Annotated in this window: 36 protein-coding genes; 22 read left to right on the forward strand and 14 right to left on the reverse strand. The window is 64.1% G+C overall.

The window, feature by feature from the left end:
* Window positions 1–3 precede the first annotated feature (3 nt).
* Window positions 4–774: an exodeoxyribonuclease III gene (locus NKI22_RS19415; RefSeq protein WP_352496062.1), complete on the forward strand. Its 771-nt coding sequence runs from the start codon at window positions 4–6 to the stop codon at window positions 772–774.
* A 39-nt stretch (window positions 775–813) separates the two neighbouring features.
* Here the strand turns inward: NKI22_RS19415 and NKI22_RS19420 are convergent, their stop codons facing one another.
* From NKI22_RS19420 to NKI22_RS19430, 3 genes are all read right to left on the reverse strand, one after another.
* Window positions 814–1278, reverse strand: a complete 465-nt coding sequence (locus NKI22_RS19420; RefSeq protein ID WP_352481634.1) for a GFA family protein — start codon at window positions 1276–1278, stop codon at window positions 814–816.
* A 97-nt stretch (window positions 1279–1375) separates the two neighbouring features.
* Window positions 1376–1579, reverse strand: coding sequence for a tautomerase family protein (locus NKI22_RS19425; protein WP_292656388.1), 204 nt, complete (start codon window positions 1577–1579; stop codon window positions 1376–1378).
* A gap of 34 nt (window positions 1580–1613) precedes the next feature.
* The gene (locus NKI22_RS19430) at window positions 1614–2354 is read right to left on the reverse strand and encodes an SDR family oxidoreductase (protein WP_352816550.1); all 741 of its coding nucleotides are present in this window, start codon (window positions 2352–2354) and stop codon (window positions 1614–1616) included.
* A gap of 100 nt (window positions 2355–2454) precedes the next feature.
* Here NKI22_RS19430 and NKI22_RS19435 point away from each other — a divergent pair, with 100 nt between their 5' ends.
* The 3 genes from NKI22_RS19435 (at window position 2455) to NKI22_RS19445 (ending at window position 5856) form a co-directional block, all read left to right on the forward strand.
* Window positions 2455–3360: a LysR family transcriptional regulator gene (locus tag NKI22_RS19435; protein WP_352816585.1), complete on the forward strand. Its 906-nt coding sequence runs from the start codon at window positions 2455–2457 to the stop codon at window positions 3358–3360.
* A 159-nt stretch (window positions 3361–3519) separates the two neighbouring features.
* On the forward strand, window positions 3520–4071 hold the full coding sequence (locus NKI22_RS19440) for an isochorismatase family protein (RefSeq protein ID WP_352816552.1): 552 nt from the start codon (window positions 3520–3522) through the stop codon (window positions 4069–4071).
* Window positions 4072–4233: 162 nt separating this feature from the next.
* Window positions 4234–5856 (forward strand): ABC-F family ATP-binding cassette domain-containing protein, encoded by a 1623-nt coding sequence (locus NKI22_RS19445; RefSeq protein WP_352851151.1) that lies wholly within the window; start codon window positions 4234–4236, stop codon window positions 5854–5856.
* Between the two features lie 48 nt (window positions 5857–5904).
* Here NKI22_RS19445 and NKI22_RS19450 read toward each other — a convergent pair whose 3' ends face one another.
* Window positions 5905–6336, reverse strand: coding sequence for an SAM-dependent methyltransferase (locus NKI22_RS19450; protein ID WP_352816558.1), 432 nt, complete (start codon window positions 6334–6336; stop codon window positions 5905–5907).
* A 424-nt stretch (window positions 6337–6760) separates the two neighbouring features.
* Between NKI22_RS19450 and NKI22_RS19455 the strand changes: the two genes are divergently transcribed.
* The gene (locus NKI22_RS19455) at window positions 6761–7915 is read left to right on the forward strand and encodes a KamA family radical SAM protein (RefSeq protein ID WP_502897705.1); all 1155 of its coding nucleotides are present in this window, start codon (window positions 6761–6763) and stop codon (window positions 7913–7915) included.
* A gap of 377 nt (window positions 7916–8292) precedes the next feature.
* On the forward strand, window positions 8293–9087 hold the full coding sequence (locus NKI22_RS19460; protein ID WP_352816561.1) for a hypothetical protein: 795 nt from the start codon (window positions 8293–8295) through the stop codon (window positions 9085–9087).
* Here the strand turns inward: NKI22_RS19460 and yghU are convergent.
* Window positions 9084–9971: a glutathione-dependent disulfide-bond oxidoreductase gene (gene yghU / locus NKI22_RS19465; protein WP_352816564.1), complete on the reverse strand. Its 888-nt coding sequence runs from the start codon at window positions 9969–9971 to the stop codon at window positions 9084–9086. The two genes, NKI22_RS19460 and yghU, sit on opposite strands and share 4 nt — an antisense overlap.
* A gap of 287 nt (window positions 9972–10258) precedes the next feature.
* On the opposite strand from yghU, the gene NKI22_RS19470 reads away from it, so the two are divergent.
* The gene (locus tag NKI22_RS19470) at window positions 10259–11164 is read left to right on the forward strand and encodes a S1C family serine protease (protein ID WP_023718127.1); all 906 of its coding nucleotides are present in this window, start codon (window positions 10259–10261) and stop codon (window positions 11162–11164) included.
* A gap of 15 nt (window positions 11165–11179) precedes the next feature.
* Here NKI22_RS19470 and NKI22_RS19475 read toward each other — a convergent pair whose 3' ends face one another.
* The 5 genes from NKI22_RS19475 to NKI22_RS19495 all read right to left on the reverse strand — a co-directional run bounded on the left by NKI22_RS19475 (window position 11180) and on the right by NKI22_RS19495 (window position 12995).
* Window positions 11180–11791, reverse strand: a complete 612-nt coding sequence (locus tag NKI22_RS19475) for a hypothetical protein (RefSeq protein ID WP_023718128.1) — start codon at window positions 11789–11791, stop codon at window positions 11180–11182.
* 43 nt (window positions 11792–11834) lie between these two features.
* Entirely contained in the window at window positions 11835–12032 is a 198-nt protein-coding gene (locus NKI22_RS19480; RefSeq protein WP_031193725.1) for a hypothetical protein, read from the reverse strand.
* A 209-nt stretch (window positions 12033–12241) separates the two neighbouring features.
* Window positions 12242–12424: a DUF3606 domain-containing protein gene (locus NKI22_RS19485; protein WP_023675702.1), complete on the reverse strand. Its 183-nt coding sequence runs from the start codon at window positions 12422–12424 to the stop codon at window positions 12242–12244.
* Between the two features lie 11 nt (window positions 12425–12435).
* A complete protein-coding gene (locus tag NKI22_RS19490; protein ID WP_023675703.1) occupies window positions 12436–12744 on the reverse strand; it encodes a hypothetical protein in 309 nt (102 codons plus the stop codon).
* Window positions 12741–12995: a hypothetical protein gene (locus NKI22_RS19495; protein ID WP_023718130.1), complete on the reverse strand. Its 255-nt coding sequence runs from the start codon at window positions 12993–12995 to the stop codon at window positions 12741–12743. The genes NKI22_RS19490 and NKI22_RS19495 overlap by 4 nt, the downstream gene beginning before the upstream one ends.
* A gap of 122 nt (window positions 12996–13117) precedes the next feature.
* Here NKI22_RS19495 and NKI22_RS19500 point away from each other — a divergent pair, with 122 nt between their 5' ends.
* The 5 genes from NKI22_RS19500 to NKI22_RS19520 all read left to right on the forward strand — a co-directional run bounded on the left by NKI22_RS19500 (window position 13118) and on the right by NKI22_RS19520 (window position 16206).
* Window positions 13118–13288 carry a hypothetical protein gene (locus tag NKI22_RS19500; protein WP_352642923.1) on the forward strand — a complete coding sequence of 57 codons (171 nt, stop codon included), beginning with the start codon at window positions 13118–13120 and terminating at the stop codon, window positions 13286–13288.
* Window positions 13289–13457: 169 nt separating this feature from the next.
* Window positions 13458–13784, forward strand: a complete 327-nt coding sequence (locus tag NKI22_RS19505) for a PadR family transcriptional regulator (protein WP_023718132.1) — start codon at window positions 13458–13460, stop codon at window positions 13782–13784.
* Window positions 13781–14347 carry a DUF1700 domain-containing protein gene (locus NKI22_RS19510; protein WP_352816570.1) on the forward strand — a complete coding sequence of 189 codons (567 nt, stop codon included), beginning with the start codon at window positions 13781–13783 and terminating at the stop codon, window positions 14345–14347. The genes NKI22_RS19505 and NKI22_RS19510 overlap by 4 nt, the downstream gene beginning before the upstream one ends.
* A 46-nt stretch (window positions 14348–14393) precedes the next feature.
* Window positions 14394–15101 carry a GIN domain-containing protein gene (locus tag NKI22_RS19515; RefSeq protein ID WP_352481626.1) on the forward strand — a complete coding sequence of 236 codons (708 nt, stop codon included), beginning with the start codon at window positions 14394–14396 and terminating at the stop codon, window positions 15099–15101.
* A 151-nt stretch (window positions 15102–15252) separates the two neighbouring features.
* Window positions 15253–16206: a prohibitin family protein gene (locus NKI22_RS19520; RefSeq protein ID WP_023718135.1), complete on the forward strand. Its 954-nt coding sequence runs from the start codon at window positions 15253–15255 to the stop codon at window positions 16204–16206.
* 59 nt (window positions 16207–16265) lie between these two features.
* Here NKI22_RS19520 and NKI22_RS19525 read toward each other — a convergent pair whose 3' ends face one another.
* Window positions 16266–16832 (reverse strand): RBBP9/YdeN family alpha/beta hydrolase, encoded by a 567-nt coding sequence (locus tag NKI22_RS19525; protein ID WP_352481625.1) that lies wholly within the window; start codon window positions 16830–16832, stop codon window positions 16266–16268.
* 111 nt (window positions 16833–16943) lie between these two features.
* On the opposite strand from NKI22_RS19525, the gene NKI22_RS19530 reads away from it, so the two are divergent.
* Entirely contained in the window at window positions 16944–17417 is a 474-nt protein-coding gene (locus NKI22_RS19530; RefSeq protein ID WP_023718137.1) for an Lrp/AsnC family transcriptional regulator, read from the forward strand.
* Between the two features lie 24 nt (window positions 17418–17441).
* On the opposite strand, the gene NKI22_RS19535 is transcribed toward NKI22_RS19530, so the two are convergent.
* The gene (locus NKI22_RS19535; protein WP_031193729.1) at window positions 17442–17918 is read right to left on the reverse strand and encodes an Lrp/AsnC family transcriptional regulator; all 477 of its coding nucleotides are present in this window, start codon (window positions 17916–17918) and stop codon (window positions 17442–17444) included.
* Between the two features lie 156 nt (window positions 17919–18074).
* On the opposite strand from NKI22_RS19535, the gene NKI22_RS19540 reads away from it, so the two are divergent.
* The 3 genes from NKI22_RS19540 to NKI22_RS19550 all read left to right on the forward strand — a co-directional run bounded on the left by NKI22_RS19540 (window position 18075) and on the right by NKI22_RS19550 (window position 20233).
* On the forward strand, window positions 18075–18827 hold the full coding sequence (locus NKI22_RS19540) for a tryptophan 2,3-dioxygenase family protein (protein ID WP_352481624.1): 753 nt from the start codon (window positions 18075–18077) through the stop codon (window positions 18825–18827).
* A 398-nt stretch (window positions 18828–19225) separates the two neighbouring features.
* A complete protein-coding gene (locus NKI22_RS19545) occupies window positions 19226–19657 on the forward strand; it encodes a DoxX family protein (RefSeq protein WP_352937690.1) in 432 nt (143 codons plus the stop codon).
* A gap of 222 nt (window positions 19658–19879) precedes the next feature.
* Window positions 19880–20233 carry a hypothetical protein gene (locus tag NKI22_RS19550; RefSeq protein ID WP_023718140.1) on the forward strand — a complete coding sequence of 118 codons (354 nt, stop codon included), beginning with the start codon at window positions 19880–19882 and terminating at the stop codon, window positions 20231–20233.
* A 76-nt stretch (window positions 20234–20309) separates the two neighbouring features.
* Here the strand turns inward: NKI22_RS19550 and NKI22_RS19555 are convergent, their stop codons facing one another.
* Window positions 20310–20615, reverse strand: a complete 306-nt coding sequence (locus NKI22_RS19555) for a hypothetical protein (RefSeq protein WP_023675713.1) — start codon at window positions 20613–20615, stop codon at window positions 20310–20312.
* Between the two features lie 214 nt (window positions 20616–20829).
* Window positions 20830–21648, reverse strand: coding sequence for a class I SAM-dependent methyltransferase (locus NKI22_RS19560; RefSeq protein WP_352937692.1), 819 nt, complete (start codon window positions 21646–21648; stop codon window positions 20830–20832).
* A 399-nt stretch (window positions 21649–22047) separates the two neighbouring features.
* Here NKI22_RS19560 and NKI22_RS19565 point away from each other — a divergent pair, with 399 nt between their 5' ends.
* From NKI22_RS19565 to NKI22_RS19590, 6 genes are all read left to right on the forward strand, one after another.
* Window positions 22048–22455 carry a hypothetical protein gene (locus NKI22_RS19565; protein ID WP_352937694.1) on the forward strand — a complete coding sequence of 136 codons (408 nt, stop codon included), beginning with the start codon at window positions 22048–22050 and terminating at the stop codon, window positions 22453–22455.
* Between the two features lie 3 nt (window positions 22456–22458).
* A complete protein-coding gene (locus NKI22_RS19570; RefSeq protein ID WP_023718144.1) occupies window positions 22459–22857 on the forward strand; it encodes a hypothetical protein in 399 nt (132 codons plus the stop codon).
* A 79-nt stretch (window positions 22858–22936) separates the two neighbouring features.
* Entirely contained in the window at window positions 22937–23488 is a 552-nt protein-coding gene (locus NKI22_RS19575) for a terminase large subunit domain-containing protein (RefSeq protein WP_352937696.1), read from the forward strand.
* 280 nt (window positions 23489–23768) lie between these two features.
* On the forward strand, window positions 23769–24524 hold the full coding sequence (locus NKI22_RS19580) for a phage terminase large subunit family protein (protein WP_352589703.1): 756 nt from the start codon (window positions 23769–23771) through the stop codon (window positions 24522–24524).
* Window positions 24521–25114: a hypothetical protein gene (locus NKI22_RS19585; protein WP_352496074.1), complete on the forward strand. Its 594-nt coding sequence runs from the start codon at window positions 24521–24523 to the stop codon at window positions 25112–25114. Before NKI22_RS19580 ends, NKI22_RS19585 begins: the two co-directional genes overlap by 4 nt.
* A 478-nt stretch (window positions 25115–25592) precedes the next feature.
* Entirely contained in the window at window positions 25593–26744 is a 1152-nt protein-coding gene (locus NKI22_RS19590) for an acyltransferase family protein (RefSeq protein WP_352516075.1), read from the forward strand.
* Window positions 26745–26876: the final 132 nt, after the last annotated feature.

Genomic DNA, 26876 nt, shown 5'->3' on the forward strand with positions numbered 1-26876 from the left:
CCGATGAAGATCGCCACCTTCAACGTCAACAACATCAACGGCCGGCTGCCAAACCTGCTCGCATGGCTGGCCGCCGCCAAACCCGACATCGCCTGCCTGCAGGAGCTCAAGGCCAGGCAGACGCAGTTTCCGCGCACCGCGCTTGCGGCGGCCGGCTACGGGGCGGTGTGGGTCGGGCAGCCGACCTGGAACGGCGTCGCCATCCTTTCGCGTGGCTCGGAGCCGGTGCTGACCCGCGAGGCGCTGCCCGGCGACGACGGCGACCAGCAGGCGCGCTACATCGAAGCGGCGGTCAACGGCATCGTCGTCGCCTGCCTCTACGCGCCGAACGGCAATCCGCAGCCCGGCCCGAAATTCCAGTACAAGCTGGCCTGGCACGAAAGGCTGGAGACGCATGCGGCGCAGTTGCTCGACACCGGCCTGCCGGTGGTGCTGGCCGGCGACTACAACATCGTGCCCGAGCCGCGCGACATCTACCCGACCCGCTCCTATGACGACAACGCGCTGGTGCAGCCGGAAAGCCGGGCATCGTTCCAGCGGCTGCTCGACCAGGGCTGGCTTGATGCGCTGCGCAAGAAGCACCCGACGGAGACGCTCTACACATTCTGGGACTATCGCCGCAACCGCTGGCCGCGCGATGCCGGCCTGCGCCTCGACCATATCTTGCTCAGCAAGAAGCTGTCGCGCCGGCTGGTAGCGGCGGGCATCGACCGCGACGTGCGCGGCGAGGTCGGCGCCAGCGACCACGCGCCGGTCTGGCTGGAGTTGAAGTGAGGCACGAAAGCTGGCGCCGCCTTTCCGGGCGGCAACCAGTCAGGTTGGCCGCGCCGCTTCGCGGGCGAACGCCTCGATCAAAGGGGCGTATCCCTCAAGGTCGGGCTGAGTAGCGAAACTGTAGGTAGCGGCGGTCGAAGCCCAGGGCAGCTTTTCCGAAGTGAAGACTTCGACGAAGGGCACGTACCAATGGTGCTCGTCCAGCATGGTCGCGCGCACGTTGACAAGGAAATCCAGGCCATGCGGACGCGTGAACATCCAGTTCTTGCAGTGCGGGCAATAGAGCTGCCGGTGCGGGCCGTGCAGGCCGCCGACCACCGGCTCGCCTTGCGTTATGGCGAAACCGTCGCTGGGCACGGCGATGGTCAGGGAATACGCGCTGGCGCTCAGCTTCTGGCAGCCGGTGCAGTGACACGCCGTCGTCAGCAAGGGCGGCGCGCTGATGCGAAAGCGTATTCCACCGCACAAGCAACCGCCGTCCCAAGGTAGCTTCCAATCGTCCATCGCTGGCCTCGCCTTAGCCTCTGCCAGCGATCTAGCGCGCGACCGCCAAGCTGCAATCTCACCCTTGAGGGTCCCAGAAGGGAGGAGATCGGCAGCTTCACGTCCTTCCCCCAGGAATCGTGAACACCACGTCGGCGCGGCCGTAGCCGCCATCGGCGACCTCCTCGATCAGCACCATCGTGTAGGGGCGCACGCCTTCGCCGAACATCTCGACGAACAGGGCTGTGGTCTTGTGGACGAGGTCCTCCTTCTGTCCGGCGGACAGCGCGCGCTCAGGCACCTTGAAATTTGCAAACGGCATGATGTCGATTTCCTGTTGATTGTTGGAGGTAAAGTCAGACCGTGCCGCCATTGGCGCGCAGCACCTGGCCGTTGACCCAGCCGCTGTCCGGTCCGGCGAGGAACGACACCACGCCGGCGATGTCGGCGGGCTGGCCGAGCCGCCCGAGCGGGATCATCCTGGTGATCGTTTCGACCAGTGCCTCGGACTTGCCGCCGAGGAACAGTTCGGTGGCCACCGGCCCCGGCGCCACGACATTGACGGTGATGCCGCGCGGCCCGAGTTCCTTGGCCAGCACATGGGTCATCGCCTCGACGCCGGCCTTGGTGGCAGCGTAGACACCGTAGGTCGGCTGGTAGAGCCCGACCACGCTGGACGAGAAGCTGATGATGCGGCCGCCCTCGCGCAGCCGCCTTGCGGCCTCGCGCATGCCGCGGAAGACGCCGCCGAGGTTCACCGCGACCTGTTGCTCGAAACCGGCGTCGTCCGTCTGCGCGATCGGCGCGAGCTTCATGATGCCGGCATTGTTGACCAGCACGTCGAGGCCGCCAAAGGCCTGCTCGGCTGCGTCGAACAGATGCGCGACCCCCTTGGGATCACCGACATCGGCTTGAACTGCGATCGCCGTGCCGCCTGCCGCCTCGATCTCGCGCACCACGCCTTCGGCGGCTTCTGCGCCTCTGGCATAGTTGACGACGACCGAAAAGCCGTCGCGTGCCAGGCGCCTGGCAATTTCGGCACCGATACCCTTCGAGGCGCCGGTCACCAACGCCACCTTTCCATTCCGCGCAGTCATGTCAGCTCTCCAATTCTTGTCGGCTGAAAATAGGCGATAAATCCTGCGGGATAATCGCTCGGGACTTGCCAACACCATTCGGATATGGCGAACAATGGCGATGGACAGTCTCGACCGGATGCGCCTGCTTGCCCGTGTGATCGAGCGCGGCAGCTTCACCGCGGCTGCCGCCGATCTCTCGATGTCGCGATCGACCGCCACCGAGGCGATCAAGGACCTAGAGGCGCGGCTGGGGGTGAGGCTGCTCGAACGCACCACGCGCCATGTCACCCCGACGTTGGACGGCCAGGCCTATTACCAGCGCTGCCTCGCCATCCTTGCCGATGTCGAGGATGCCGAGGCCGGCTTTCAATCGGCGCAGCCGCAGGGCCTTTTGAGGATCGACGTGCACGGCTTCATGGCCCGTCATTTCATCCTGCCGCGGCTCTCCGAGTTCCTCGACCGCTACCCCGGGATCGACCTGCATATCGGCGACGGCGACCGGCTGGTCGATCTGGTGCGCGAGGGCATCGACTGCGTGCTGCGTTCCGGCGAACAGGCCGACAGCGGCATGATCGTGCGGCGGGTGGCAACATTGCGCGAAGTCACCTGCGCCAGCCCCGCCTATCTCGAAAAGCACGGCATGCCGGCAACCCCCGACGATCTCGAAGGCCATCTGATGGTCGGCTTCCGCTCGTCGCGGACCGGCGAGGTCATGCCGCTCGAATTCACCGTTGGCGGCGCGTTGCGCTATGTCAGCCTGCCCAACCGGGTGACGGTCAACGGCTCCGACACGATGGCGGAGCTGGCGCGTCTCGGCTTCGGCCTGGTGCAGGCGCCGCATTACCGCTTCGCCGGGGATTTCGCACGCGGCACGCTTGTCGAAGTGCTGCCGGAGTACCCGCCGTCGCCGACACCACTGTCGGCGCTCTACCCGCAGAACCGCCAACTCGCGCCGCGGGTACGCGTGTTCATCGACTGGGTGACCGGGATTTTTGGCGAGGATGGGACATCGGGCCGGGTGTGAAATGCACCGGGGCCGCCGGGCTACTTTGCGAAGGGCCGCGATACTTCACGCCCCCCTCTGTCCTGCCGGACATCTCCCCCACGAGGGGGGAGATCGGCGGCTTCAACGGCGGCGCCGAGCATCCTTGACCCACCTACCACCCACGCTATGCTCGCATCCATGTCAGGGACCAGCCCCGCGGCCACCGCACCGCTCATCGTGATCGACCTTCAGACCGGCATGTTCGACGGCGTTGCCGAGCCGCCGATCCATGATGCCGACCGCATGGTTGCCCGGACCCGCGCGCTGATCGAATGGGCACGGCGCAACGGGCGCAAAGTCGCCTTCGTCCGGCATGATGGGCCGCAGGGCGATCCTCTGGCGCCGGGTGAGCCGGGCTGGCCGGTGTGGCCGGCGCTTGGCCAGGCCGAGGACGAGCCGACTTTCGCCAAGCGTGTCGGCGATGCGTTCAGCAATGCAGCCCTTGCAGAATGGGTGGCCGGGCAGGGCGCCGGCGAGGTCGTTCTCATCGGCGCGCAGACCGATTTCTGCGTGGCGGCCACGGTGAAGGGCGCCTTTGCAGCGGGCCTGGGCGTCACCGTGGTTTCCGACGCCCACAGCACGCTCGACGCCGCCAGCGAGACGGCCGCGGAGATCATCGCCCGGCACAATGCGGCATTTGCCGCCACCGGGGTTAAACTGGTGACGACAAAAGCCCTTACCGATAGCTGATCCGCCGGCTCATCCCTACGCCGTCAAAGCCTGATCCAGCCGGGAAGAAACTGGCGGGTTCAGACAATTTGGCGCGGGGCACCTCACCACTTGCGGGCTTCCGCAAGCGCGGCCTATCGCGTATTGGCGCGGGAACGCTCCTTTGGCCTTTCCCGGAAAACCATGATTCGTCTCGAAAGCATCAGCAAGCAGAACGGCAGGCAGATCGTCTTCATCGAAGCTTCGGCCGCCTTGCAGAAAGGCGAGAAGGTCGGGCTGGTCGGTCCCAACGGCGCCGGCAAGACGACGCTGTTTCGCATGATCGACGGCGAGGAGCAGCCTGACGAAGGCCAGGTCTCGGTCGATCGCGGCGTCACCATCGGCTATTTCAGCCAGGATGTCGGCGACATGTCCGGCCGCAGCGCCGTCGCCGAAGTGATGGACGGCGCCGGGCCGGTGAGCGAAGTGGCGGCCGAGATGCGCGAGCTCGAGCACGCCATGGGCGACCCTGACCAGGCCGACCAAATGGACGAGATCATCGCCCGTTACGGCGAGGCGCAGCATCGTTTCGAGGAGCTCGACGGCTATGCGCTGGATGGGCGCGCCCGCGAAGTGCTGGACGGGCTCGGCTTCAGCCAGGAGATGATGGACGGCGATGTCGGCAAGCTGTCCGGCGGCTGGAAAATGCGCGTCGCGCTGGCCAGGATCCTTTTGATGCGGCCCGACGCCATGCTGCTCGACGAGCCGAGCAACCATCTCGACCTGGAAAGCCTGATCTGGCTGGAGCAGTTCCTGAAGAACTATGACGGCGCGCTGCTGATGACCTCGCACGACCGCGAGTTCATGAACCGCATCGTCAACAAGGTGGTCGAGATCGACGGCGGTTCGCTGACCGCTTACTCCGGCAACTACGAATTCTACCAGCAGCAGCGGGCGATTGCCGATCGGCAGCAGCAGGCGCAGTTCGAGCGCCAGCAGGCGATGCTGGCCAAGGAGATCGCCTTCATCGAGCGCTTCAAGGCACGTGCGTCACATGCCGCCCAGGTGCAGAGCCGGGTGAAGAAGCTGGACAAGATCGACCGTGTCGAGCCGCCCAAGCGCCGCCAGAAAGTGTCGTTCGACTTCCAGCCGGCGCCGCGCTGCGGCGAGGACGTGGTGACGCTGAAGAACGTGCACAAGGGCTATGGCAGCCGCTCGATCTACGAGGGATTGGATTTTCAGGTGCGCCGCCGCGAGCGCTGGTGCATCATGGGCGTCAACGGCGCCGGCAAGTCGACGCTGCTGAAGCTGGTGGCTGGCGCTTCCGAGCCGGACAATGGCACGGTGGCGCGCGGCCCGAGCGTCAAGATGGGCTATTTCGCCCAGCACGCCATGGAAGTGCTGGGGGGCGAGCGCACCGTGTTCCAGACGCTGGAGGACGCGTTTCCGCAGGCAGGCCAGGCACCGCTCAGGGCGCTGGCCGGCTGCTTCGGCTTTTCCGGCGACGAGATCGAGAAGAAATGCCGCGTGCTGTCGGGCGGCGAGAAGGCGCGGCTGGTGATGGCGTTGATGCTGTTCGACCCGCCCAATTTGCTGGTGCTGGACGAGCCGACCAACCACCTCGACATCGCCACCAAGGAGATGCTGATCACGGCGCTGTCGCAGTACGAGGGGACCATGCTGTTCGTCTCGCATGACCGCCATTTCCTGGCGGCGCTGTCGAACCGGGTGCTGGAACTGACGCCCGAGGGCATCCACACCTATGGCGGCGGCTACACCGAATATGTCGAGCGCACCGGGCAGGAGGCGCCGGGGTTGAGGAGCTGAGGCGCGGACCCAGCTGCCGCTCGATTCCGGAGGCTAAGCACGAGCTGTTCAGCCGTGTATCGCAATTTCGCGCAGCGGATCGCCGCCGTCGATGAACAGCTGGCCTTGCGCGGTCAACGCGGCGCCGAGCCGTTGCAGGGCGATTTTTCCTGCTTCGGGATGACGCCCATCCAGCGCGCCGACGCGCACCGCAACGGCAATATCGAAGCGCTTCTCGTCGGCCTCCAACTCGAAATCTTCGATCGCGACCTGGCGAAGACTCAACCGGCCTGCCGCAATCTCGGCGCGCGAGGCGGCCCTGGCCTGCGCGATGGCCTTGGCCGAGCGATCGATCGCCAGCACATGCCCGCCGCCGATCCGGCGCGCGATCTCGCGCGCTGCAGCACCTGGACCGCAGCCGATCTCCAGCACGCGCATGCCCGGCCGCAAAGGCAGCGCGTTGATGATCGCCAAAAGCCTTGGCGACAAGTCGTTCGCCATTCCCTGTTCTCCAGCTTTTTCGCGATCCGAGATTAGCGACCGCGGCCGGCGACGGGAAGACACGCGGACATCGCCGATGCATTCACCCAGCTGCCGGGTCGAGGAGGGACATGATCAACATCGAAGAGAACTGGTCGGTCGCCTCAATTGCGGCGGCCGAGCGGCCCGGCGTCGTTGACCTGAGGGGTAGGGAGGGACTGGCGCCGAGCCTAACCGGTGGGGGGTAGATTACCGGCCGTTTATGTGTATACGCTCAAGCTAATATAAGAGCAAGCTAATGTTATGCGTCAGCGGGCGGGACGTTGGTTTCTGATCAGTGGACGGCCGCCGCCTCCTGGCCGCGCACTCCAACCGGCCCAACACCGCTTATTGCCTTCAAGTCGTGGCTCCAATGCTGTACCCAGCCCGAATTCAAGGAGCCTCCATGACCTCACATCCCGACATCCCCGACGCCAGCATGGCCGTCGATGCGGCCGGCATGACAGCCGATGACGAGCGTGCCGACGAGGCGGATGCCGCATGGCAGGACGATGTTCGCGAGGGCGTGCGGCACATAGGCGATCTGGATTCCCTGCCGCTGTCGCCTGCCGAGCGCGCGGCGGCCGAAGCCGCGGCCACGCGTCACAAGGTTCGCATTCCCAAGGCCTATCTCGACCTGATCGACTGGAGCGACCCGGCCGATCCGATACGGCTTCAGGTCATCCCGTCGCCCAATGAACTGACGGAGCAGGAGGGCGAGCTCGACGATCCGATCGCCGACCACGCCTTCAGTCCGGTGCCGAGATTGACGCATCGCCATGCCGACCGGGTTCTGCTGTTCCCGACCTATCAATGCGCGGTCTATTGCCGGTTCTGCTTTCGCAAGGAGTCGCTGACCTCGATCGGCCGGGGTTTTTCGCGCGAGGCGCTGGAGCCGGCGTTCGCCTACATCGAGTCCCATCCGGAAATCCGCGAGGTGATTCTGACCGGCGGCGATCCGCTCTCCCTGCCGGACAAGGCGCTGACGGAAATCCGCGCCCGCGTCGAGGCGATCCAGCATGTGCGGCTGTTGCGCATCCACACCCGCGTGCCCGTGGCGCTGCCCTCGCGCGTCACCGGCGGGCTGGTTCAAGCCTTGCAGGGCCGGCTGATGGTCACGGTCGTCACCCATTTCAACCATCCGCGCGAGATCACCGAGGCGACCGAGCGGGCCTGCCGTACTTTAAGGCAGGGCGGCTTCGTGCTGCTGAACCAGAGCGTTCTGCTGAAAGGCGTGAACGACACGGTCGAGGTGCTGGAAGAGCTGTGCCGCGAGCTGATGTACCGCCTTGGCGTCAAACCCTATTACCTGCACCACGGCGATCTCGCGCGCGGCATGGCGCACCGGCGCACCACGATCGCCGAGGGCCAGGCGCTGGTCAGCGCCTTGCGTGCGCGCCTGTCGGGCATCTGCAACCCCGTCTATGTGCTGGACCTGCCGGACGGCGGAGGGAAAGTGCCGCTCGGCCGGTCCTATCTCGAGGCGCGGGACGGGGAGACGTGGCAGATACGTGGGCTTGATGGGGTTGTGAGGGCGTACAGGGAGGTTGCTGGGGAGTAGGGGACGCGCAGCCACGGAACCGTCGAGGTCGCGTTCAGCTTATGTAGTAATGTCCCATATAGATATCATGGTCTAGACAGGACATGTTCGGTTCTGGGAATGTGCATTGGACGTTCCGCTAGTTTAGTCAACTAATATATATCGCCCAACTCATATCGTCGGTTTTGGGCTAGCGGGAAAACCTGCCTCCTGCTTGTACGACGGTGCCTGAGGCCACACTTTACAACCGGCTGGCAAAGCTCCCTTTTGTTGATGTCAGCCTAAATCCGGCTGGTGTTTCGATGCGGCGTTGAGGCTATAAAGCCGTTCAACCGGGCGGCCTTGAGATGCATTTCGGTCGGTCGAGAGGGGGTATGGTGATCGACGGAACGCCAAACGTGATTCTGCTGATCGGCAGCGCCCCCGATGTGGTGCGCTGCGCGGCCTGGCCCAAGCAGGCCTTCGGCAAGATCGTCGCCATCAACAATGCCTGGCGCGTGCGCCCCGACTGGGATTTCCTCGTCCATGCCGGCGATTTCCCGGCGGAGCGGATGCCGCAAGGCGATCCCCTGCAGCAGGCGCAGATCTTCAGCGCCTCGCATTACGTTCCGGCGCAAAACAGCTTTGGCGGCTTCGTCTATGCCGGCGGCACCATGTCGATGACGGCGGCCTACTGGACGATCCACAGCCAGAAGCCCGACGTGCTGGCATTCCTTGGCTGCGACATGATCTACGACCAGCCCGGCAACACGCATTTTTACGGCGTCGGCCGCGCCGACCCTTTGCGCAACGACGTCACGCTGCGCAACCTCGAGGCGAAGTCGGCCCGCCTGCTCATCCATGCGCTCCGGCGCGGGTGCCTGTGCGTCAACCTATCCGACCTGCCGCGCAGCCGGCTGATCTTCCCGCGGCTGACGCTCGACGAGCTCGGCGCGCTGTCTTCCTCGCAGCTTTCGGAAATGAAGGCGGAGATGCTTGCCGGCCTGCAACTCGATCAGGCGGAGGAGGCCGACAGGATCGAGAAGGAAGTCGGCTATTTCTTCGAGGACGGCATGTACTGGAAGCACCTCGACAAGCTCGACGAGAAATTCCTGGCCGATATCGACCGGCTGTGGATGGCGGCGGTGGAGGCGAGCCAGCCGAAGCTGCCAATCTCCCTCACGAGGGGGGAGATCGGCGCGTCGTCCGCTTAGCTTTTGGCCGCCTCGAGCTTGTCTTGCGTCTTCGTCTCGAAGTCGCTGGCGTCATGGCGCTCGTGCAGCTGCATCGAAGGCTCGCCGAAGGTGCGATTGACCATGCGGCCGCGCTTGACCGCCGGCCGGGCGTCGATGGCGTCGGCCCAGCGCTGCACGTTCTTGTACTCTTCCACCTGCAGGAACTCGCCGGAATCATCATACATGCGGCCCTTGGCCAGCCCGCCATACCAGGGCCACACCGCGATGTCGGCAATCGTGTAGTCGCTGCCGCCTAAATACTCGCTTTCGGCCAGGCGCCGGTCGAGCACGTCCATCTGCCGCTTGGTCTCCATGGCGAAGCGGTCGATGGCATATTCGATCTTCATTGGCGCATAGGCATAGAAATGGCCGAAGCCGCCGCCGAGATAGGGCGCCGAGCCCATCTGCCAGAACAGCCATGACAGGGTTTCGGCACGAGCCGGCTGCTCTGTCGGCAGGAATTCGCCGAATTTTTCGGCGAGATAGAGCAGGATCGAACCGGATTCGAAGATGCGGATCGGCTTTTCGCCGCTGCGGTCCATCATGGCCGGGATCTTGGAGTTGGGGTTGACCTTGACGAAGCCGCTGCCGAACTGGTCGCCGTCATTGATCCTGATCGGCCAGGCGTCGTATTCGGCGCCGCTGTGGCCGAGCGCCAGAAGCTCCTCCAGCATGATCGTCACCTTGACGCCGTTCGGCGTCGCCAGCGAATAAAGCTGCAGCGGATGCTTGCCGACCGGCAGTTCCTTGTCATGCGTCGGGCCGGCGATCGGCCGGTTGATGCTGGCGAAAGCGCCGCCATTTGGCTTGTTCCAGGTCCAGACTTTTGGCGGCGTATATTGGTCCGTTGTGTAGTCGTTCATGTCGGGAGGCCTTTGGATTGGAAGGATTGGGGATTGGAAGGATTGGGGAGGATCTCAGGGTATCAACTTGGGTGATGGAGGAGGAACTTTGCATAGGACAGCTTCGGATAGCCGTAGGTACAGATAGGGCGGCCGGCGCTGTTGCAAAACCCCGGCGCCAACGGCGAGGCGCCGGTCCACACCAAAGCCGGCGCCGCCTCTTGCGCCTGGTCACCTGCGCCATACCTATAGCCCATATCGGCCTGCGAACCTCATATCAGCCTGCGAACATTGCCAGGAACCAAAGCATGAATATCGAGCCCCTTTTGCGATCCATCGTGGCCGTCCGCGCCACCGTCCCCGAAGACGCCTTCACGGCAGACGCGCTGGGCACCCGCCGCGAAGGCAGCGGCGTCGTCATCCGCGGCGACGGGTTGGTGCTCACCATCGGCTATCTCATCACCGAGGCCGAGGAGGTCTGGCTGGCCGACCAGGACGGCCGCGTGGTGCCCGCCCATGCGCTCGCCTACGATCAGGAATCGGGCTTCGGCCTGGTGCAGGCGCTGGCGCCGCTCGGACTGCCCGCCATTGCGCTCGGTGATGCGTCCAGGGCGAAGATCGGCGATCCCGTCGTGCTCGCCGACGGCGTCGGCCGCTCGGTGCGGGCGCAGATCGTCACCAAGCAGGAATTCGCCGGCTATTGGGAATATCTGCTCGACGAAGCGATCTTCACGGCGCCGGCCCACCCCTCATGGGGCGGCGCCGGCCTCATCGGCGCTGATGGCAGGCTGCTCGGCATAGGTTCGCTGCGCCTGCAGATGAGCCGCAACGGTGAGGTCGCCGACATCAACATGGTGGTGCCGATCGATCTGCTGCCGCCTATCCTCGACGATCTCCTGACGCGCGGCCAGGTCGCCAGGCCGCCGCGGCCGTGGCTCGGCGCCTTCTCGGCCGAGAGCGACGGCAAGGTCGTGGTGATGAGCGTCGCCGAGGGCGGCCCGGCCGCCCAGGCGGGCCTACGCCAGGGCGACGTCATCTCGGATGTCCGCGACGCGGCGGTCGACGGGCTCGCCGATTTTTATCGCAAGCTGTGGAAGAGCGGCCCGGCGGGCGCCGAGATCCCGATCCGCGTGCTGCGCGACGGCCGCGAAACCTGGCTGCGCGTCAAATCCGCCGATCGCAACAGCCTGCTGTGGAAGCCGCCGCTGCAGTGAGGCAACCGAAACCTCTCACGCTCCGCAAGCGCTGAAGCCAGTGCCTGGGGTCCACTCCGCGAACGGGATGACCTTGCCTTCGACCGATACGGTCGCGTGCCTGGTGGTGCCGTCCGCCAGCTTCTTGCTGCTTTTGCCCTTGCCGGTCAGCACATTGTAGTCGCAGTCGCCGGCAACATTGTCGTCCATGTAATCCCAATATTCGTAGGCGAAACCGGCGACGACGAACGTGCCGTTGCGCCAGGCGAGCGTCAGCGTCTTGTTGGTCCGCTCGCTGCCGATCTCCATCGCCGGAATATAGAGCTTGATCGAGCCGTTGGGGAGCGCGGTGAGTTCGGGCTCGGCGTCGGATGTGGCGGGGCCTGGCCGGTCGTAGTCCTTCCATTCCGCGTAAATCTGTTCATGCACGACCCCGGCAGGCCTGAGAAAATTGCCGTCGCGGTCCCTGAGGAACAAATGCAGGTCCATGGAATAGCCGGGCTCGGTCTCGACGATCATCGCCAGATCGGCGGCGCCATCGCCGTTCCAGTCGCCGGTCGCCGCCGTGATGATCTTCTGGGTCTCGATCGGCTCCGCCAGGGCGGCGGCCGGCAGCAACAGGACCAGACCGAATATTGTCGATCGCATGTAAATCCCCCGAGCTTGGGCAGGCCTGAGACGCACGCGCTTCTCAGGAGGCCCGGCTCTGCCGCGTCTCGGAACGGCTCGTCTCGTTGAGCAGCCGGCAGAGCGAAACCGCTTCACGACGGCTCAGGCCGATCAGCGCGATCTGCGAAAATTGCGCCGGCAGATCGTGAACGATGTCCCACACCATCCATCGTCCGTTCGGCTCCAAGACACATTCGTAGCGCAATAGTTGTTCCTGCATCCGACCCCCCGGCTTTGCTCACCGGACTGGTACAGTGTCGAGGTAAATGAGTTGTTGCGCCGCGAGAGTATTCCACGGCTATCAAAACCAGGCGTTGAATCCCGCAGCGGCGAGCCTGACACACAGCAGGCCGCCCGGCGGGGCGGATCTCGACAAGGCGGCAGGGCAGGGACGCTTCTGGCGTGAGCGGCGCCGGCCGCCAACGTGGATCAGGCGTTGCGGCTCGCCATATGCGCGTCGAGCTTCCTCCTCGAGGGGCCGTAGCGCTTGATAATGGTCGCGGCCTCGCTTTGCGGTATGCCGTATTTGCGGGCAAACGCAGCGACCTCGTATGGCTCTTCGCCGGAGACCAGTTTGCGATCCTGCTTGGTCTTGGATTTGTCGTCGGCCATGGCGTCCTCCATCACATCTGGTCGTTATAGGGCTCCTTGGTCCGGCCGACCATCCTGGCCAGTTCGGCAAAGGACGGCACGCCGGTTTCGCCCTGGGCATTGTTGGCCGCCTGCAGCAGCCTGAGCGGAAAGCAGACGGCGTCGCGGTTGGACGGCGACATGTCTTCATAGAGACGCTCGTCGCTGGTCATCGCCGCCTCGGCCCGGCGCAACGCCATGTCGACTTCGTCGACCGATAACAGGCCCTTGTGGACCAGCGCGTTGTTGACGGCCGCGATTGCCATCATCAGTCCTTCGAGCTGGAGATTGGCGACGTTCATCGTCTTGCGTCCTTGCCGGGCTTCTTGACGGTAGCCTTGCCGTCTGGACGGATCGCTGCGCGCGGCGGGTTCTGGCCCTCCGAATGCCGGGTCTTGTCGTCGAAATCGTCAGCCGGCCTGGTCAATCCCATGCCGCCGGGAGGTGGCTTGTTGCCGGCCGCATCCTGCGAGAATTCGTCGGCCGCGTCGGGGCTCGTCTTTGCCGGATATTTCCTCGCTCCGGTCTCGTAGCGGTTCTGGTCGTCGGCCATGTCCTGTGCTCCGGTTGCAATGAGCAGATAACTTTCATGCGACGGCAGCGGTTCCGTGGCGAAATCGACCTTGCCGGTGCCGCAGCCTTAGCAATCTGTCGGGTTTTCGTGCATTCTTGTGCATGCCAACGATGCTTCGCTCCGACGCGCCGGCAAAATGCTGCTCCTACTGCGGTGGGCGCGACCACAATTACGAGGATTGCCCGAAGCGCAAAAGCGATGCCGAACGGCAGAAGGACGCGTCAGGCAACGCCTACCAGCGCGGCGCTGCGGCTGGAGTGGAAGTCCGCTAAAGCGGTTCCAGAAAAGTGTCGGCGGTTTTCCGTCCGGAACTGCGTCAAACAGACAAGCGGTTTTCAAAGCCAATCTCCATTGTCCGCCTAGCCTGATGGCGAGCTACCAATCGCTACCTTGCATAAACAGGTAGCGTGTTATATACAGCCATTGAATTGGAAGTTACGCATGACCGACTCGATCCAGGTGCAGTTGCGAAAAGGCGCTCTCGAGTTGTGCGTCCTGGCCGTGCTGTCGCGGGGCGAAAGCTATGGCTACGAGATCGCCAGCACGCTGGTCGCCGCTGTGAACATGGGAGAAGGCACGATCTATCCGCTGATGCGGCGGATGCAGAATGACGGCCTCGTCGCCACCCGCATCGTCGAGTCGAGCAGCGGGCCGCCGCGCAAATATTACCGGCTCACGCCGCTCGGCCAGCAGGCCTTCGAAGCTCATCGCCGCGACTGGCGCTCGCTCGCGGGCGCAGTCGACAAACTTCTTGAGGATTTGCCATGACCAGGGATGCCTTGCTGCGAAAATTGAGACTGGGGCTCGCCGGCCTGCCAACTCAGGAGATCGAGGATATTATTGGCGACTACGCCGCCCATTTCGCCGATGCCTCGGGCCGCAGCGAAGCGGAGGTCGCGGCGGCCCTGGGTGACCCGGCCAGGCTTGCCCGCGAACTCCGCGCCGAAGCTGGGCTGCGCCGTTTTGAAACTCATTGGAGCGTGTCGAACATGTTGGCGGCGACGTTCGCGCTTGCCGGCCTTGCCTTCGTCGACATCGTCTTCCTGCTGCCGCTGCTCATCACCGCGGTCGTGCTTGCGCTCGGCCTTGGCATCACGCTTGTCGCCATCGGTGCGCTGGGCATCAAGATCATTCTGACCACGCTGCTGTTCGAGCCCGGCGGCACGCTCACGGCGATGCTTGGCCGCGTCTTCATCGGCGCCGGACTGGTGTGCGGGTTCCTCGGCGGCGGCGCCCTGCTGTTGCTGGGATCGAGCGCCGGCATACAGGTCTTCGGGCGCTATGCCCGGATGCATTCCCGTCTGACCCACCCGGACCGCAACCAGGCTTGAGCGGTGCCAAGATCGCAATTTGTCATCACGTTGAAGGAAACGGACCATGACTGGAAAACTGGCATTCGTCGCAGCGGCGGGACTGGCCGGCGCCGCGCTCTTCCTGGCCGTCGGCATCGGGCTGGCCGGGCCGGACTGGATCAACGCCGGGGGTTCATGGATTGGCGGACAATCCACCTGCGGAGCAACCACATCGACCAGAAAAGAGGTCACGCTGCCGTTCCGCAACGACGGCAGTTTCACGATCGCTTTGCCGGCTTCAGTCCGTTATCAGCCGGGTGACAAGGCCGAGGCCGTCGTCAGCGGCGAGTCGACCCTGATCGACCATGTGCGGATGGAAGGCAGCAGGCTCACCTTGGATTGCGAACCGGGCTGGTTCGCGTCCCGGTTCGATGTCAGCGTGTCGGGGCCGGCAATTTCAGACTGGAAAGTGGTCGGCAGCGGCGACCTTGCCCTGTCGCAGATCAATCAGCCCGGGCTGCAGCTGAACATCCGCGGCAGCGGCAGCGTTACCGCAACCGGAACCGCCCAGACGGTCGATCTGGATATCCGCGGTTCGGGCACCGGCCGGCTCAGGAACCTTATCGCCCAATCCGCGCGGATCGAGATCCGCGGCAGCGGCGATGCGGAGATTACCGCACAAGCGTATGCGGACGTCACGATTTCCGGCAGCGGTGACGTCGACGTCTATGGGCACCCGACCATGCGGCGTTCGGAGGTCAGAGGCAGCGGCAGCATTACGCAGGTGCCGTAAAGCAATTTCGGCGTAGGGAATTGCCCTGGCCGGCCCGAACCACCCGGCCGGTCCGACCGGCCGGCGCGAACATCCTTCCATGTCCAGAGGATTGCAATGCCGCCACTATTGTGGGCAAAACCAGCACGGGCAATCAAGTTGGGGTGGGGCAATGACCGATACGCAAGGCAATTCGGGCCGTCCGCAGGGCAAGCCGGGGACGGCGTCGATCGGTTCCGGCCTGATCGCCCTCGTCATCGTGGCGCTCGGCGTCTTTGCGCTCCTGGGATCCTGGTACACGATCGACCAGGGCGACCGCGGCGTGCTCTTGACCAACGGGGCGCTGAGCTCGGTCGTCGATCCCGGGCTGCATTTCAAGCTGCCATGGCTGCAGCGCGTCGAGAAGATCAGCCTGCGCCAGCAGGTGCTCAAATGGGGCTGCGAGAACCAGAACGATTGCAGCGGCCTGCCGGCCATGCAGGCCTATTCGCGCGACCAGCAGCCGGCGGACATGCGCGTCACCGTCAATTTCCACGTGCCGGCCGCCGAAGTCAGCAACGTCTACACCAATTACGGGTCGATCGAGGCACTGGCCGACCGTGTCATCGCCAGGAAAGCACCGCAGGAAATCAAGACGGTGTTCGGCCAGTACGACGCGGTGTCGGTGATCCAGAACCGGGCGAAGTTCAACAAGGACGTCGCCGAGGCCATTGCGGCGGTAACCGATGGCCCGGTGATGATCGACAGCGTGCAGGTCGAGAACATCGACTTCTCCGACGCCTACGAGCAGGCGGTCGAAGCCAGGATGACGGCGCAGGTCGAGGTGCAGAAGCAGGAACAAAACCTGCAGCAGGAAAAGATCAAGGCCGACATCGCCGTCACCCAGGCCAAGGGCCGCGCCGACAGCGTCAAGGCCGAAGCCGAAGCCAGCGCCTACAAGACCAGGATCGAAGGCGAGGCGACCGCGGAAGCCATCAAGGCCCGCGCCGCCGCAATCGCCAACAATCCGCTGCTGGTCGAACTGACCAAGGCGGAGAGATGGAACGGGGAATTGCCGAAGTCGATGATCCCGGGCTCAACCGTACCGTTCCTCGAACTCAGCTCGCCGGCCGCAGCATCGAACTGAGGCGCGGCATCGCGGCGCAACCAGGTCAGGGCGGCGGCGCGGTAGCCGTCCTGATGCGGTCACGGCTGAAGCACGGCGCCTCGGGCGCTTGCTTGCGTTTGCCCGAGAAAAGCCGTCAGCAGCTCCATTCCCGCCGGCCAGTCGCCGAGCCCGCTGTCGCCATTGATGTGGCCAAGCGGTCCGGCGATATGGAGATCGCTGCCCCAGCGCTCGGATTTTGCCCTGACATAGTCCAGCGAGCCGTAGGGATCGTTGGTGCTGGCGACAATCAGCGAGGGAAAGCGAAGCCGTTGTTGCGGTGTCTCGGCGAAGGCGCGGGCGGAGGAGGGGAAGGCCGGCGACGCAGGGTCCGGAACCGCAACCAGCAACGCGCCGCCGACCTCGCGGGGCGAGATCCGCTGCCAGTGCGCGACCAGCAGGCAGCCGAGGCTATGGGCGACGAGCACCGGTGGTGTCCTTGCCAGGCCTACAGCGGCTTCCAGCGCAGCCACCCAGTCGTCGAAGTCCGGCGCGTCCCAACTCGCCGGGCTGAACCGCCGCATCGCCAGGTCCGCCTGTTGCCAACGTGTCTGCCAGTGGGCTTTGCCCGATCCGCCGATGCCCGGCACAATGATGAATTCGGTCATGCGAAGCCCTTCTCTCCTGATGCAACGCGCGCAATTCTAGGTCTTCTCCCAGGCGGCGGAATGAGAGATCATCGGAAAGCAGCGAAGAAATCCGATGGATTAAAGGTGATCATGCGGAACGGCGATTATCGGCCAAGGCTCGATCCCACCGATCTGGCGATCATCGAGATCATGCAGGAGGATGGCCGCATCGGCATCTCCGAGCTTGGCCGCCGCGTCGGCCTGTCCCAGCCCGCCGCTTCGGAACGGGTGAAGCGGCTGGAGGAGCGCGGCGTCATCACCGGTTACAAGGCGGTGATCAATTCGGCAGCGCTCGGGCTCGGCACCATGGCGGTCATCCGCTTGCGCACCACGCATGAGCATATCCAGGCCTGCCTGAAGAAGTTCGCCCAGTTGCCGGAGGTGATCGAGGTACTGCGGGTGACCGGCGAGGACTGTTTTCTGGTCAAAGTCGTAGTCCCGTCACCGCCCGACCTTGAAAGCATCGTCGACAGCATCGGCCACTACGGCACGGTGACGACAAATGTGGTTCTGCGCGCCGAGCCACCGAAGCGGCTGGGGCGCGAATTGGTGACGAGGGCCTGACCGGGGCGCCGCCCCGCCGCCCGTCTATCGCTTTGTCTGCGTATGCCCGACGGCATTGGCGAACGAGATGCCGCCCTTGATCTCGCGCATCGCCATCGAGGTAATCGTGCGCCGCACGCCGGGTAACCGGCTGAGCTCCTCGCGCAGCATCCTGTCGAGCGCCATCATGTCGACGGTGACGATCTGCAGGAGATAGTCGGCCTCGCCTGTCGTGGCGTGGCAGCGGCGGATCAGCGGATGCTTCTGCACCGCCGCCTCGAAGGCGTCCGACAGCTCGAAATCGATCGACACCTGGATAAAGGCTTCGATGCCGAAGCCGAGCTTGGCCGGGTCGATGCGGGTCGAGTAGCCGCGGATGACGCCGGCGTCCTCCAGCGCCTTGACCCGCTTCCAGCACGGCGTCTTGCTCAGGCCAACCTCGTCGGCGAGCGCGGCAAAGGAGATGCGGGCATCGCGTTCGAGCGCCGCGACGATCTTCCGGTCGACCGCATCCAGCAGCATTCGTTCTTTCCTTCCGCTTCAGATGCAGTTTTTGTCCTTTGTTTCCCGCCAGCCGAATAACAGAAAGGGACAATGTTCGGCAAGAAAGCGATTAGACTCGGGGACCGGGACCCAACAAGCGCCTGCGGCCCGACGGCCGGGGCAAGGAGCATGGCCATGGACAAGCAGGACTATTATGCCCGCATCGAAACGCCTGAGATGCGCGACTATGGCGTCTACCTCAAATGCGACAGGCTGCTCGCCTGCCAGAAGCCGCTGGCCGAGATGGTCAATGCCGACGAGCTGCAGTTCCAGATCGTGCATCAAGTCGAGGAACTGTGGATGAAGCTCATCGCCTATACGCTGGTCGACGTCGTCGATTTCCTGGAAAAGCAGGACACGCATCGCATCGTCACGCTGATGGGGCGCGTGCACCGGCTGATGCGCATGATGACGGCGCAGCTCGACCTGCTCGAAACCATGTCGCCCAAGGAATACCAGCAGATCCGGTTGCAGCTCGGCAATGGCAGCGGCCAGGAATCGCCGGGCTTCAAGCAGCTGCTGCGGCTGCCGCCCGATCTGTGGCGGGCCTTCAAGGCGTCCTACCTCGATGGCCGCGGGCTCTCGGTCGAGGACGTCTACGATGCCGGCTACGATCACGGCGACAGCTATGTCGTTGCCGAAGCGCTGGTCGAGTTCGACGAGCTGTTCCAGAAATTCCGCGCCAACCACCTCTACCTCATCCACCGCACGATCGGCCTCGGCGCGAAATCGCTGAAGGGCCGGCCGGTCGAATTGCTGGAGGCCGGCGCCCGCCACCGCTTCTTCCCGGAGCTCTGGGACATACGCTGGGCGATGACCGACCGCTGGGGCAGCCAGTATGGAACGATACGGGAGCCGATCAGCAAGCCGGGGGCCAAGGTGGGGTAGTCCTGAACCTGGTTCCTCGCCCTAGTAAAGGCAGGCAATCGATAGGGAGTCCCCCTCATCCGGCCGCGGAGCCTGTCCTCGGGCTTGCCGGAGGCAAGACCCGTGGGCGGCCACCTTCTCCCCGCTGGGGAGAAGAGGCTGGCATCAACGCAGGCGACCTCCTCTCCCCTCGGGGAGAGGTCGGATTGCCCCGAATTGCCCTTCGCAATTCGGTTGGCAATCCGGGTGAGGGGGCACTTGCCCATATGCGCCCTGCCTCCATTGGGCGAGGAACCAGGTTCTGCAATGTCTGGCCCGCTACGCGCTTGTATCCTGCAGGTTTTTCGGGGGATGATGTCGGGCTTGCGGCTGGTGGTGCGTCCTTGGGGCGAAACCGTCGCAACTCTTGGGAGGACATCATGACCTTGGAAACCACTCAATCATCCGTTCAGTCGCCGTGGCAGACCGCGGCAATCCTTGTCGCCCGCCTGATCTTTGCCGCCGTCTTCCTGATGGCCGTGACCTTCAAATTCATCGATATCGGCGCCACCGCCGGCTATATCGCGGCGGCCGGATTTCCGTTCCCGCTGTTCCTGGCCTGGTGCGCAGCCCTGCTCGAGGTCGTCCTCGTCCTATGCTTCCTGACCGGCGCCTTCTTCTCCTGGGCAGCACTCGTCGCTGGCGCCTATGTGCTGTTCCTGGGCTTCGCCTTCCACGGGCCGTCGCACTGGGCCGGCAACCAGGCGGAGTTCGGCTTCTTCGTCGACCATTTCACCTTCCTGGCCGGGCTGCTGTTTGCCGCCGTGCACGGGCCAGGCCGCGTCCTGGCGCTGAAGCTTGGCAGGAGGTGATGCCGGAATTTCGGATCCGGCGTCTCGATCCGCACCAGCATCGTCGTGACATCGAGCACGGCCGGGTCCCGTCATTCAGGCCATCGCAGGTCGAGTGCAATAAAAGCGACAGCTAAAGTAACGGGCGTTCTAGGTTTATGCTTTTTGTAGAGGCGCCTGCATTCCCTCTGTACTTCCAACTTTCGACGGGCTAAGCAAGACACGGGTCTTGAGGGGGAATTCATGAACATCGCCACGCGTTTTGCTGCCGCCATGATCGGCGCGTCACTGCTTGCCGGCTGCACCACGTTGACCGAAGGCGAATTCAACACGATGCATGCCACGCTTGAAGGCAGCCCTGCCGTGAAGCGCCTGGTCATCAAGGACTGCATTGCAAGAGAGAAATCCACGTCGCTCGGCGAAAAGAAGACTTACGCTGCGTTCATGAATGTGAGCGTGGCGAAGTACGAGACGGCCCTGTGCAGCCGTATCAGCAATGCCATTGCCAGTGGCAGACTGACCTACGCCGACTATGTGAAGCTGCATTCGCCAACCGCCGACAACAGCAAGGTCATCAGGATCATGCAGGGCCGCTAGCAGTCGCCGCCAGCCCGGCACGGCAGCCGTTATCGCTGTGTCAACTCCGATCGCGGCGCCAGTTATGATCGCCGCGTCACATCTGGTCGTTGTAAGGTTCCTTGATCTGACCGACCATGCGCGCCAGTTTCGAGAAGGACGGCATGTCCGTCTCCGGCTGACACTGATTGGCCAACTCCAGCAGTCGGATCGGGAAGTTGACGGCGTCGCGGCTCGACGCCGACATGCCTTCGGACCTTTCCTCGTTGGTCTCGCTGGCTTCGGCCTTGCGCAAGGCGATGTCTATCTCCTCGACAGAGAGCACGCCCTTGCGGACCAGGACCTGATTGATCGATGCGATGGCCATAAGCAGGCCTTCGAGTTGCAGATTGGCGACGTTCATGGCTTTTGCTCCCATTGGCTAAGCTTCAAACGCGCGAATGCCTGTTCTGATCCGGACGGTGGCGTCTCGCCGGCCGGTGTGCTTCGCCCACCACCTCGCATTTTTTGCCGCCGCAACGTATTTTGTTCTTGCTTTGTGCCGGCAGCTATGCTACTAATCTGGGTATGGTGCTAATTGGCTCCAACGACCCGCCCGCCGAGGCGGGTTTTTTGTTTCAGGCCGGTTTGGAGACGATCACGGCGAGCGAGGCGAGCTTTCCGTCGCTCAGGCTTCGGATGTAGTTGCGGCGGCGCTGCAGGAATTCCGCGCCCATGACGATTTCATTTGCCTGCTGCTGCGCCGGCGAGGGCACGATGCCGGAATTGGCTCTCTGCAGCGCCAGCTCAACATGTTCGCCGGTTTCGTCGACGATCTCGTCGATGCGAAACCCGGCATCTGCAAACAGGGTTTTCAATTTTTCCCGATCGGCGAGGTGACTGGTCGCCGGCGAAACCGCCCAGGGCATGGGGTAGTACGGCTCGCCGCCGGCGAGCACGGCCTCGGTCCAGATCAGCCTGCCTCGCGGTTTCAGCACGCGCCAGGCCTCGTCGATGACCGCGGCCTTATTCTCGATGTTCATGCCGACATAGAAGCAGATCGCCGCATTGAACGTGCTGTCGCCAAAAGGCAATTTCGTCGCGTCGGCCTGATGGAAGCGAACCTTGTCGGACAATCCGCTGAGTGCGGTCAGTCGGCTCGACGCGGCGACAAAGGCCGGCGTCAGGTCGATGCCGTCGACCTGGCAGCCATAGGTCGAGGCCAGAAATCTTGCCGGCCCGCCAATGCCGCTGCCGATATCCAAGATCCGATCTATCGGCGAAGGCGCAAGACGGGCAGCATGCTCCCGCGTGGCGATCAGTTCGCGGCCATGGAGCTGATCGAATGGATAGAGTTGCGCGGCGGCGAGTTTGCCGGCCGGGTCGGCGTCCGGGATCGCGGCCAATATGCGATCGACGATGCCGTCGCTGCCGTAGTGACTGGTGACATTGCCCATGACGCGTTCCCCTCAAGCGCAAACACCATCCCATCAACGCAAGTCTCACGCAATGCCCCGCCTTTCTCGCCAAAGAACCCCTCTTTCCAGCCGTCCACCGATGAAGGGTGCGAGGTCGTCAGTGCATTTTTTTCCGCTGATGCCACATTTTGTTCTTGCTTTGTGCCGGCAGCTATGCTACTAATTTGGGTATGGTGCCAATTGGCTCCAACGACCCGCCCGCCGAGGCGGGTTTTTTGTTTCAGGCTTCCTTTTCGACCAAACGTTACGTGAGCTGCCAGCTGTGGGGCCGGCAGGACAGGGGCGCGAAGGAACGCGACCTGACGATCGTCGGAACCGCGAAATCACCAACCATGAATCCCGCAACGCGCTCGTGCGCCCACCCCAGAGAACATCCCCATGTCCAACCGTTACGCCACCATCATCACCGACGATGACGGCCACGAGGTCGTCAGCGCCATTGGCGAGTTCGCCGGCGCCGCACCCTGTGCACGCATCGGCCGCTTCGAACTGGTCGCCGCCGGCGTGCGGATCGGTATGCTGCGTGGCGGTACCGTCGATGCGGTCGGCGGCTTCGGCTTCCCGTCGGAAGCACTCGACGGCAAGGCGGTGGCAATTCTCAGGGCACGGCTGAATGCCTTGCCTGACGCCGGTGCGATGAAGCCCGGCACGCTGACTGATGCGAAGCCGGCGAGCCAGCCGCACAAGCCGAAGTCGGCACGCGCCGGCAAGAAGGCCAAGCCGCGCAAGCGCATTGTGCGGCCAGCCAACAAGAAGCCGGCGATCTCCGCCGGGACGGCAGAGTAGGGCATGGCCAAGGCTCCTTCCACCGGCGATCCCCAGCCGCACGATCAAGCACCCGGCAAGCGAACCAAGCGGGCGAAGAAGACGCTGGCCGACGGCTTCCTCGAAGCGATCCGCGCCGATTTCCGCGCCCATGGCGCCGGCGTCATCGCCGAGGTGCGCGCCGAAAAGCCCGATCAGTATCTGAAGCTCGTGCTGTCGGTGCTGCCCAAGGATCTTAGTGTCAACATCAACAATCTGGATGCATTGAGCGATGACGAAATCAGGCAGCGCATCCGCGGCCTCGAAGCCGTCCTTAGGCCGTTCCTCGAGAAGCCGGACTTCGCAAAAGGCTTCGCCCAGCCGGGCGGCAAGGAAGGAATATCTCAGCCTGCTGGCGGAGCTGGACCGGAGGCGCCGCACTAACCAGCTTGCCGCCTATCGGCCTTATCCCCGACAGGCCGAATTTCACGCAGCCGGCGCGACCAATCGCGAGCGCCTGTTCATGGCCGGCAACCAGCTCGGCAAGACCAGGGCGGGCGGCGCCGAGTGGGCGATGCAACTCACCGGCCGCTATCCCGATTGGTGGCAAGGCAAGGTTTTCGATTGTGCGGTACGGATGTGGGCGGCCGGCGTCACCGGTGAAAGCACGCGCGACAACCCGCAGCGCATCCTGATCGGCCCGCCACAGCAGCAGGCGGCCTGGGGCACCGGGATGATCCCGGCCGACGCCCTCGTCAGCACGATGGCGGGACGGGCGCCGGGCGCGCTCGACAGCGTCGTGGTGCGCTGGGGCGGCGGCGGCGATGTCCAGGCCGACGAATCGGTGCTGTCGTTCAAGAGCTACGAGAAAGGCCGCGAGAAATGGCAGGGCGAAACGCTGCACGGCGTCTGGTTCGACGAGGAGCCGCCGCTCGACATCTATTCCGAAGGGCTGACCCGCACCAACGCCACCGGCGGCATCACCATCGTCACCTTCACGCCGCTGCTCGGCATGTCGGACGTGGTGCTGCTGTTTTTGTCCGCGGAGCAGGTGGGAGGGATGGGGAGGGGATGACAGCGCTGCGAAATCGCGCAACTCGCGTTCCTTCGCGCCCCCCTCTGTCCTGCCGGACATCTCCCCCTCTAGTGGGGAGATTGGATGTCGCATTGGCTTTCGCCAATCTCCAATGCTTGCGGATAAGCGAGACGCTGAAGCTGCCATCTCCCCCCTTGAGGGGGAGATGTCCGGCAGGACAGAGGGGGGCGCTGTCCCGCCATCATGAAAACATCTTACCGAACAGCAGCATACGTCCAACACCTGCCACCATGATTCAATGCCGCGAGGGTGAAAAACAATGACCCGTCACGTCACCTTCATGACCATCGACGATGCCGAGCATTATACGCCGCAGCAGCGCGCCGAGATCATTGCCGCCTATCCGGCGCATGAGCGTGAGGCGCGGGCCAAAGGCATTCCGGTGCTCGGCTCCGGCCGCATATTTCCGGTGGCCGAGGAGCTGATCGCCTGTGAGCCGTTCCCGCTGCCGCGCTATTGGCCGCGGCTCGGCGCACTCGATTTCGGCTGGGACCATCCCTCGGCGGCGGTCGAGCTCGCCTGGGATACGGAGGCCGACGTCGTCTATATCACAAAGGCCTGCCGCGCTTCGCAGCAGACTCCCGCCATGCAGGCGCTGACTCTGAAACCGTGGGGCGAATGGCTGCCATGGGCATGGCCGCGCGACGGCCGCCGCGAGACACTGGAGGGTGCCGGCACCGCGCTTGCCAAGCAATATTCGGCACATGGGCTGAACATGCTCGCCAGCCATGCGCAGTTCGCCGACGGTTCGGTATCGGTCGAGGCCGGGCTGATGGACATGCTCGATCGCATGCAATCAGGCCGCTTCAAGGTGTTTTCGACGCTTTTGCCGTGGTTCGAGGAGTTCCGGCTCTATCACCGCCGGGATGGCCAGGTGGTGAAGTTGCGCGACGATTTGATGGCGGCGACCCGCTATGGCGTGATGATGCTGAGGGAAGCGGTGGTCGACCCGGCGGTGTTCAAAGCCGCGCGGCGGAAGGCGGGGCAGGCCGATCCGCTGGGGGCGTTTCGGTGACCATCCGCATCATCCCCGCCACACTGCGCGATCTCTCCTATATCGCCGCCAACCTGCGGCCGGAGGACCGAGCCGAGATCGACTGCCAGTTCGACGAGTGGTCGCCGGCTTTGCTGGCGCTGACGGCGCTGCAGGGGTTTGCCTATGTTGCCGAGCTCGACGGCAATCCGGAGGCCGGCTTCGGCGCCGCCGAACAGCGCAGCGGGCTGTGGATCGCCTGGAGCTGGGGCACGCGCCGCATGAGGCGCTGCGTGCCTGGGATTACGGAATTCTTTCACGCCGTGCTCGGGCCGCAGGTTGCGGCGCACGGCGCCTGGCGGGTCGAGGCGCGAGCGCTGGCCGCCAATGAATTGGCGCTGCGCTGGCTGGCCCGGCTTGGTGCCACGCAACGCTGCCGCCTGCCGGGCTACGGCCGGAACGGCGAGGATTTTCTGCTCTACGACTGGACGAGAATCTCTCACTTTGGAGAAAACCATGTGCCTTTTTCAAAAGCCGCCGGCGCTGAAGCCGTTGCCGCCGACACCGACCATTGCCGACAAGGACGTGCAGGCGCGCGAGGCCGCGTTGCGGGCCCAGCTGGCGGCCAATGATGGGACCGCGGGAACGGTGAAGACCGATTTGTCGCCCAGTGAGCTCACCGGCCAGCGCCGCGTGCTGCTGGGGGTTTGACATGGGCGCGATGAGAAGAGTGTTCCGCAACCGCGTGCTGGCGTGGTGGTACTGGCGCCGGCACGCAAGGTTGGTGAAGAAGAGAGGCGGGTGATGCTGCCGATCTCCCCCTTCGTGGGGGAGATGCCCGGCAGGGCAGAGGGGGGCACTGTCCCGCCGGCCTTGGTGATCAATTTGTAAGTTGCCGCCATCGGCTCATTCCGGCGGGAAACGAAAACAGAGGCTGGCGTTCCTTCGCGCCCCCCCCTGGCCTGCCGGCCATCTCCCCCCTCGAGGGGGGAGATCGCAGCTTCCGCGTTTTCCGTAACAACCGAGCGCAAATCGTGTTCCTTCCGCACGGTTGACATTCTTCCCTCAGCCGCCATGCTGCATTGCAACATGGCTATCGAGAAGTTCGGCATGACGGAAACATCGCGCATCGAGTGCCTGGACGGGCTTCGGGCGCTCGCCGCGATCTGGGTGCTTATCGGGCACTGCCTGCTGTTGACCGGCTGGCAGGTTCCTATCCTCGGCGAACCGGACCTCGGCGTCGATCTGTTCATCATGCTGTCCGGCTTCCTGATGGTGTTCCATTACCAGCTGCGCCAGGACAAGGAGCCCTGGCAAAGGCCGGAAACCTGGCTGAAATTCTGGACCCGCCGCTACTTCAGGATAGCGCCGCTGTTCTACATCATGCTGTTCGCTGCCCTGGCGCTTGGCCCCTATCTCTACCAGTCGAGGATGGTCATCGACGAGTTCCTGCTGAGGTCGCCGCAGGCGCCCGAGCGTTATCTCGACAGCGGCCTGAAGAATATTGGCGCCCATCTGCTGTTCCTGTTCGGCCTGGTGCCGAATTTCGCCTATCGCACGCCGCTGCCGGACTGGAGCCTCGGGCTGGAGATGCAGTTCTATGCGGTGTTTCCGGCGATCATGCTGCTGGTGCGCAGGCTTGACTGGGTATGGAGCGCCATTCTGGTAGCGGCCACCGGCAGCGCGATCGTGTTGTTGATGGGGCAATTGTCGGTGCATTTTCCGATGCCGTCGTTCCTGCCGCTGAAGATGCAGATTTTCCTGTGCGGGATGCTGCTGGCGGGCGTCGTCCATCAAAGGCAAAAGCGGCCCTTCGCATATCTGGCGTTGGCCATGGCTCTGGCCGCGCTGCCCTTCGGCGGCGGCTATGGGCTTGGCAAGCTTTTGATGCGGGAAGCGCTCGTATTGGGTTTCTTTGCCCTGGTTCTCTACCGGATGCTGCCGGGAATGATGGGCATCGTGGCCAGAAAGATCGCCATGACGCTCGCCAACAGGTTCTTTCATCTGATGGGTGAGCTTTCCTTCAGCATCTATTTGATCCATCTGCTGGTTCTCCAGCCGGTCGCGGCCCTGGTCATCACCCAGTTCGGCCACGAATTGTCGGCGCCGCTGCGCTTTGCGGTCGTCACTGTCGTCGTTCTGCCGGTGGTGTGCCTGCTGTCCTGGATCACCTACACGCTGATCGAAGTGCCCGGCCAGAAGATGGGACGTTTCGTGGTGCAGCGTTTTGGGCGGAGCCCGGCGCTCGAGGGCAGCGCATGATCAGCTGAAACTGCCGATCTCCCCCCCTCGTGGGCAGGGGAATCGCATATGGCGATTTTGGGGTTGAGTTTAGGCTGAGAAAGGATTCTTTGGAGAGGCAGTTGAGCGAAGGAGCGACTGCCATTTCCTGCC

This window comes from Mesorhizobium sp. M0778, from assembly GCF_040320105.1.
In the GTDB taxonomy this organism is placed as follows: domain Bacteria; phylum Pseudomonadota; class Alphaproteobacteria; order Rhizobiales; family Rhizobiaceae; genus Mesorhizobium.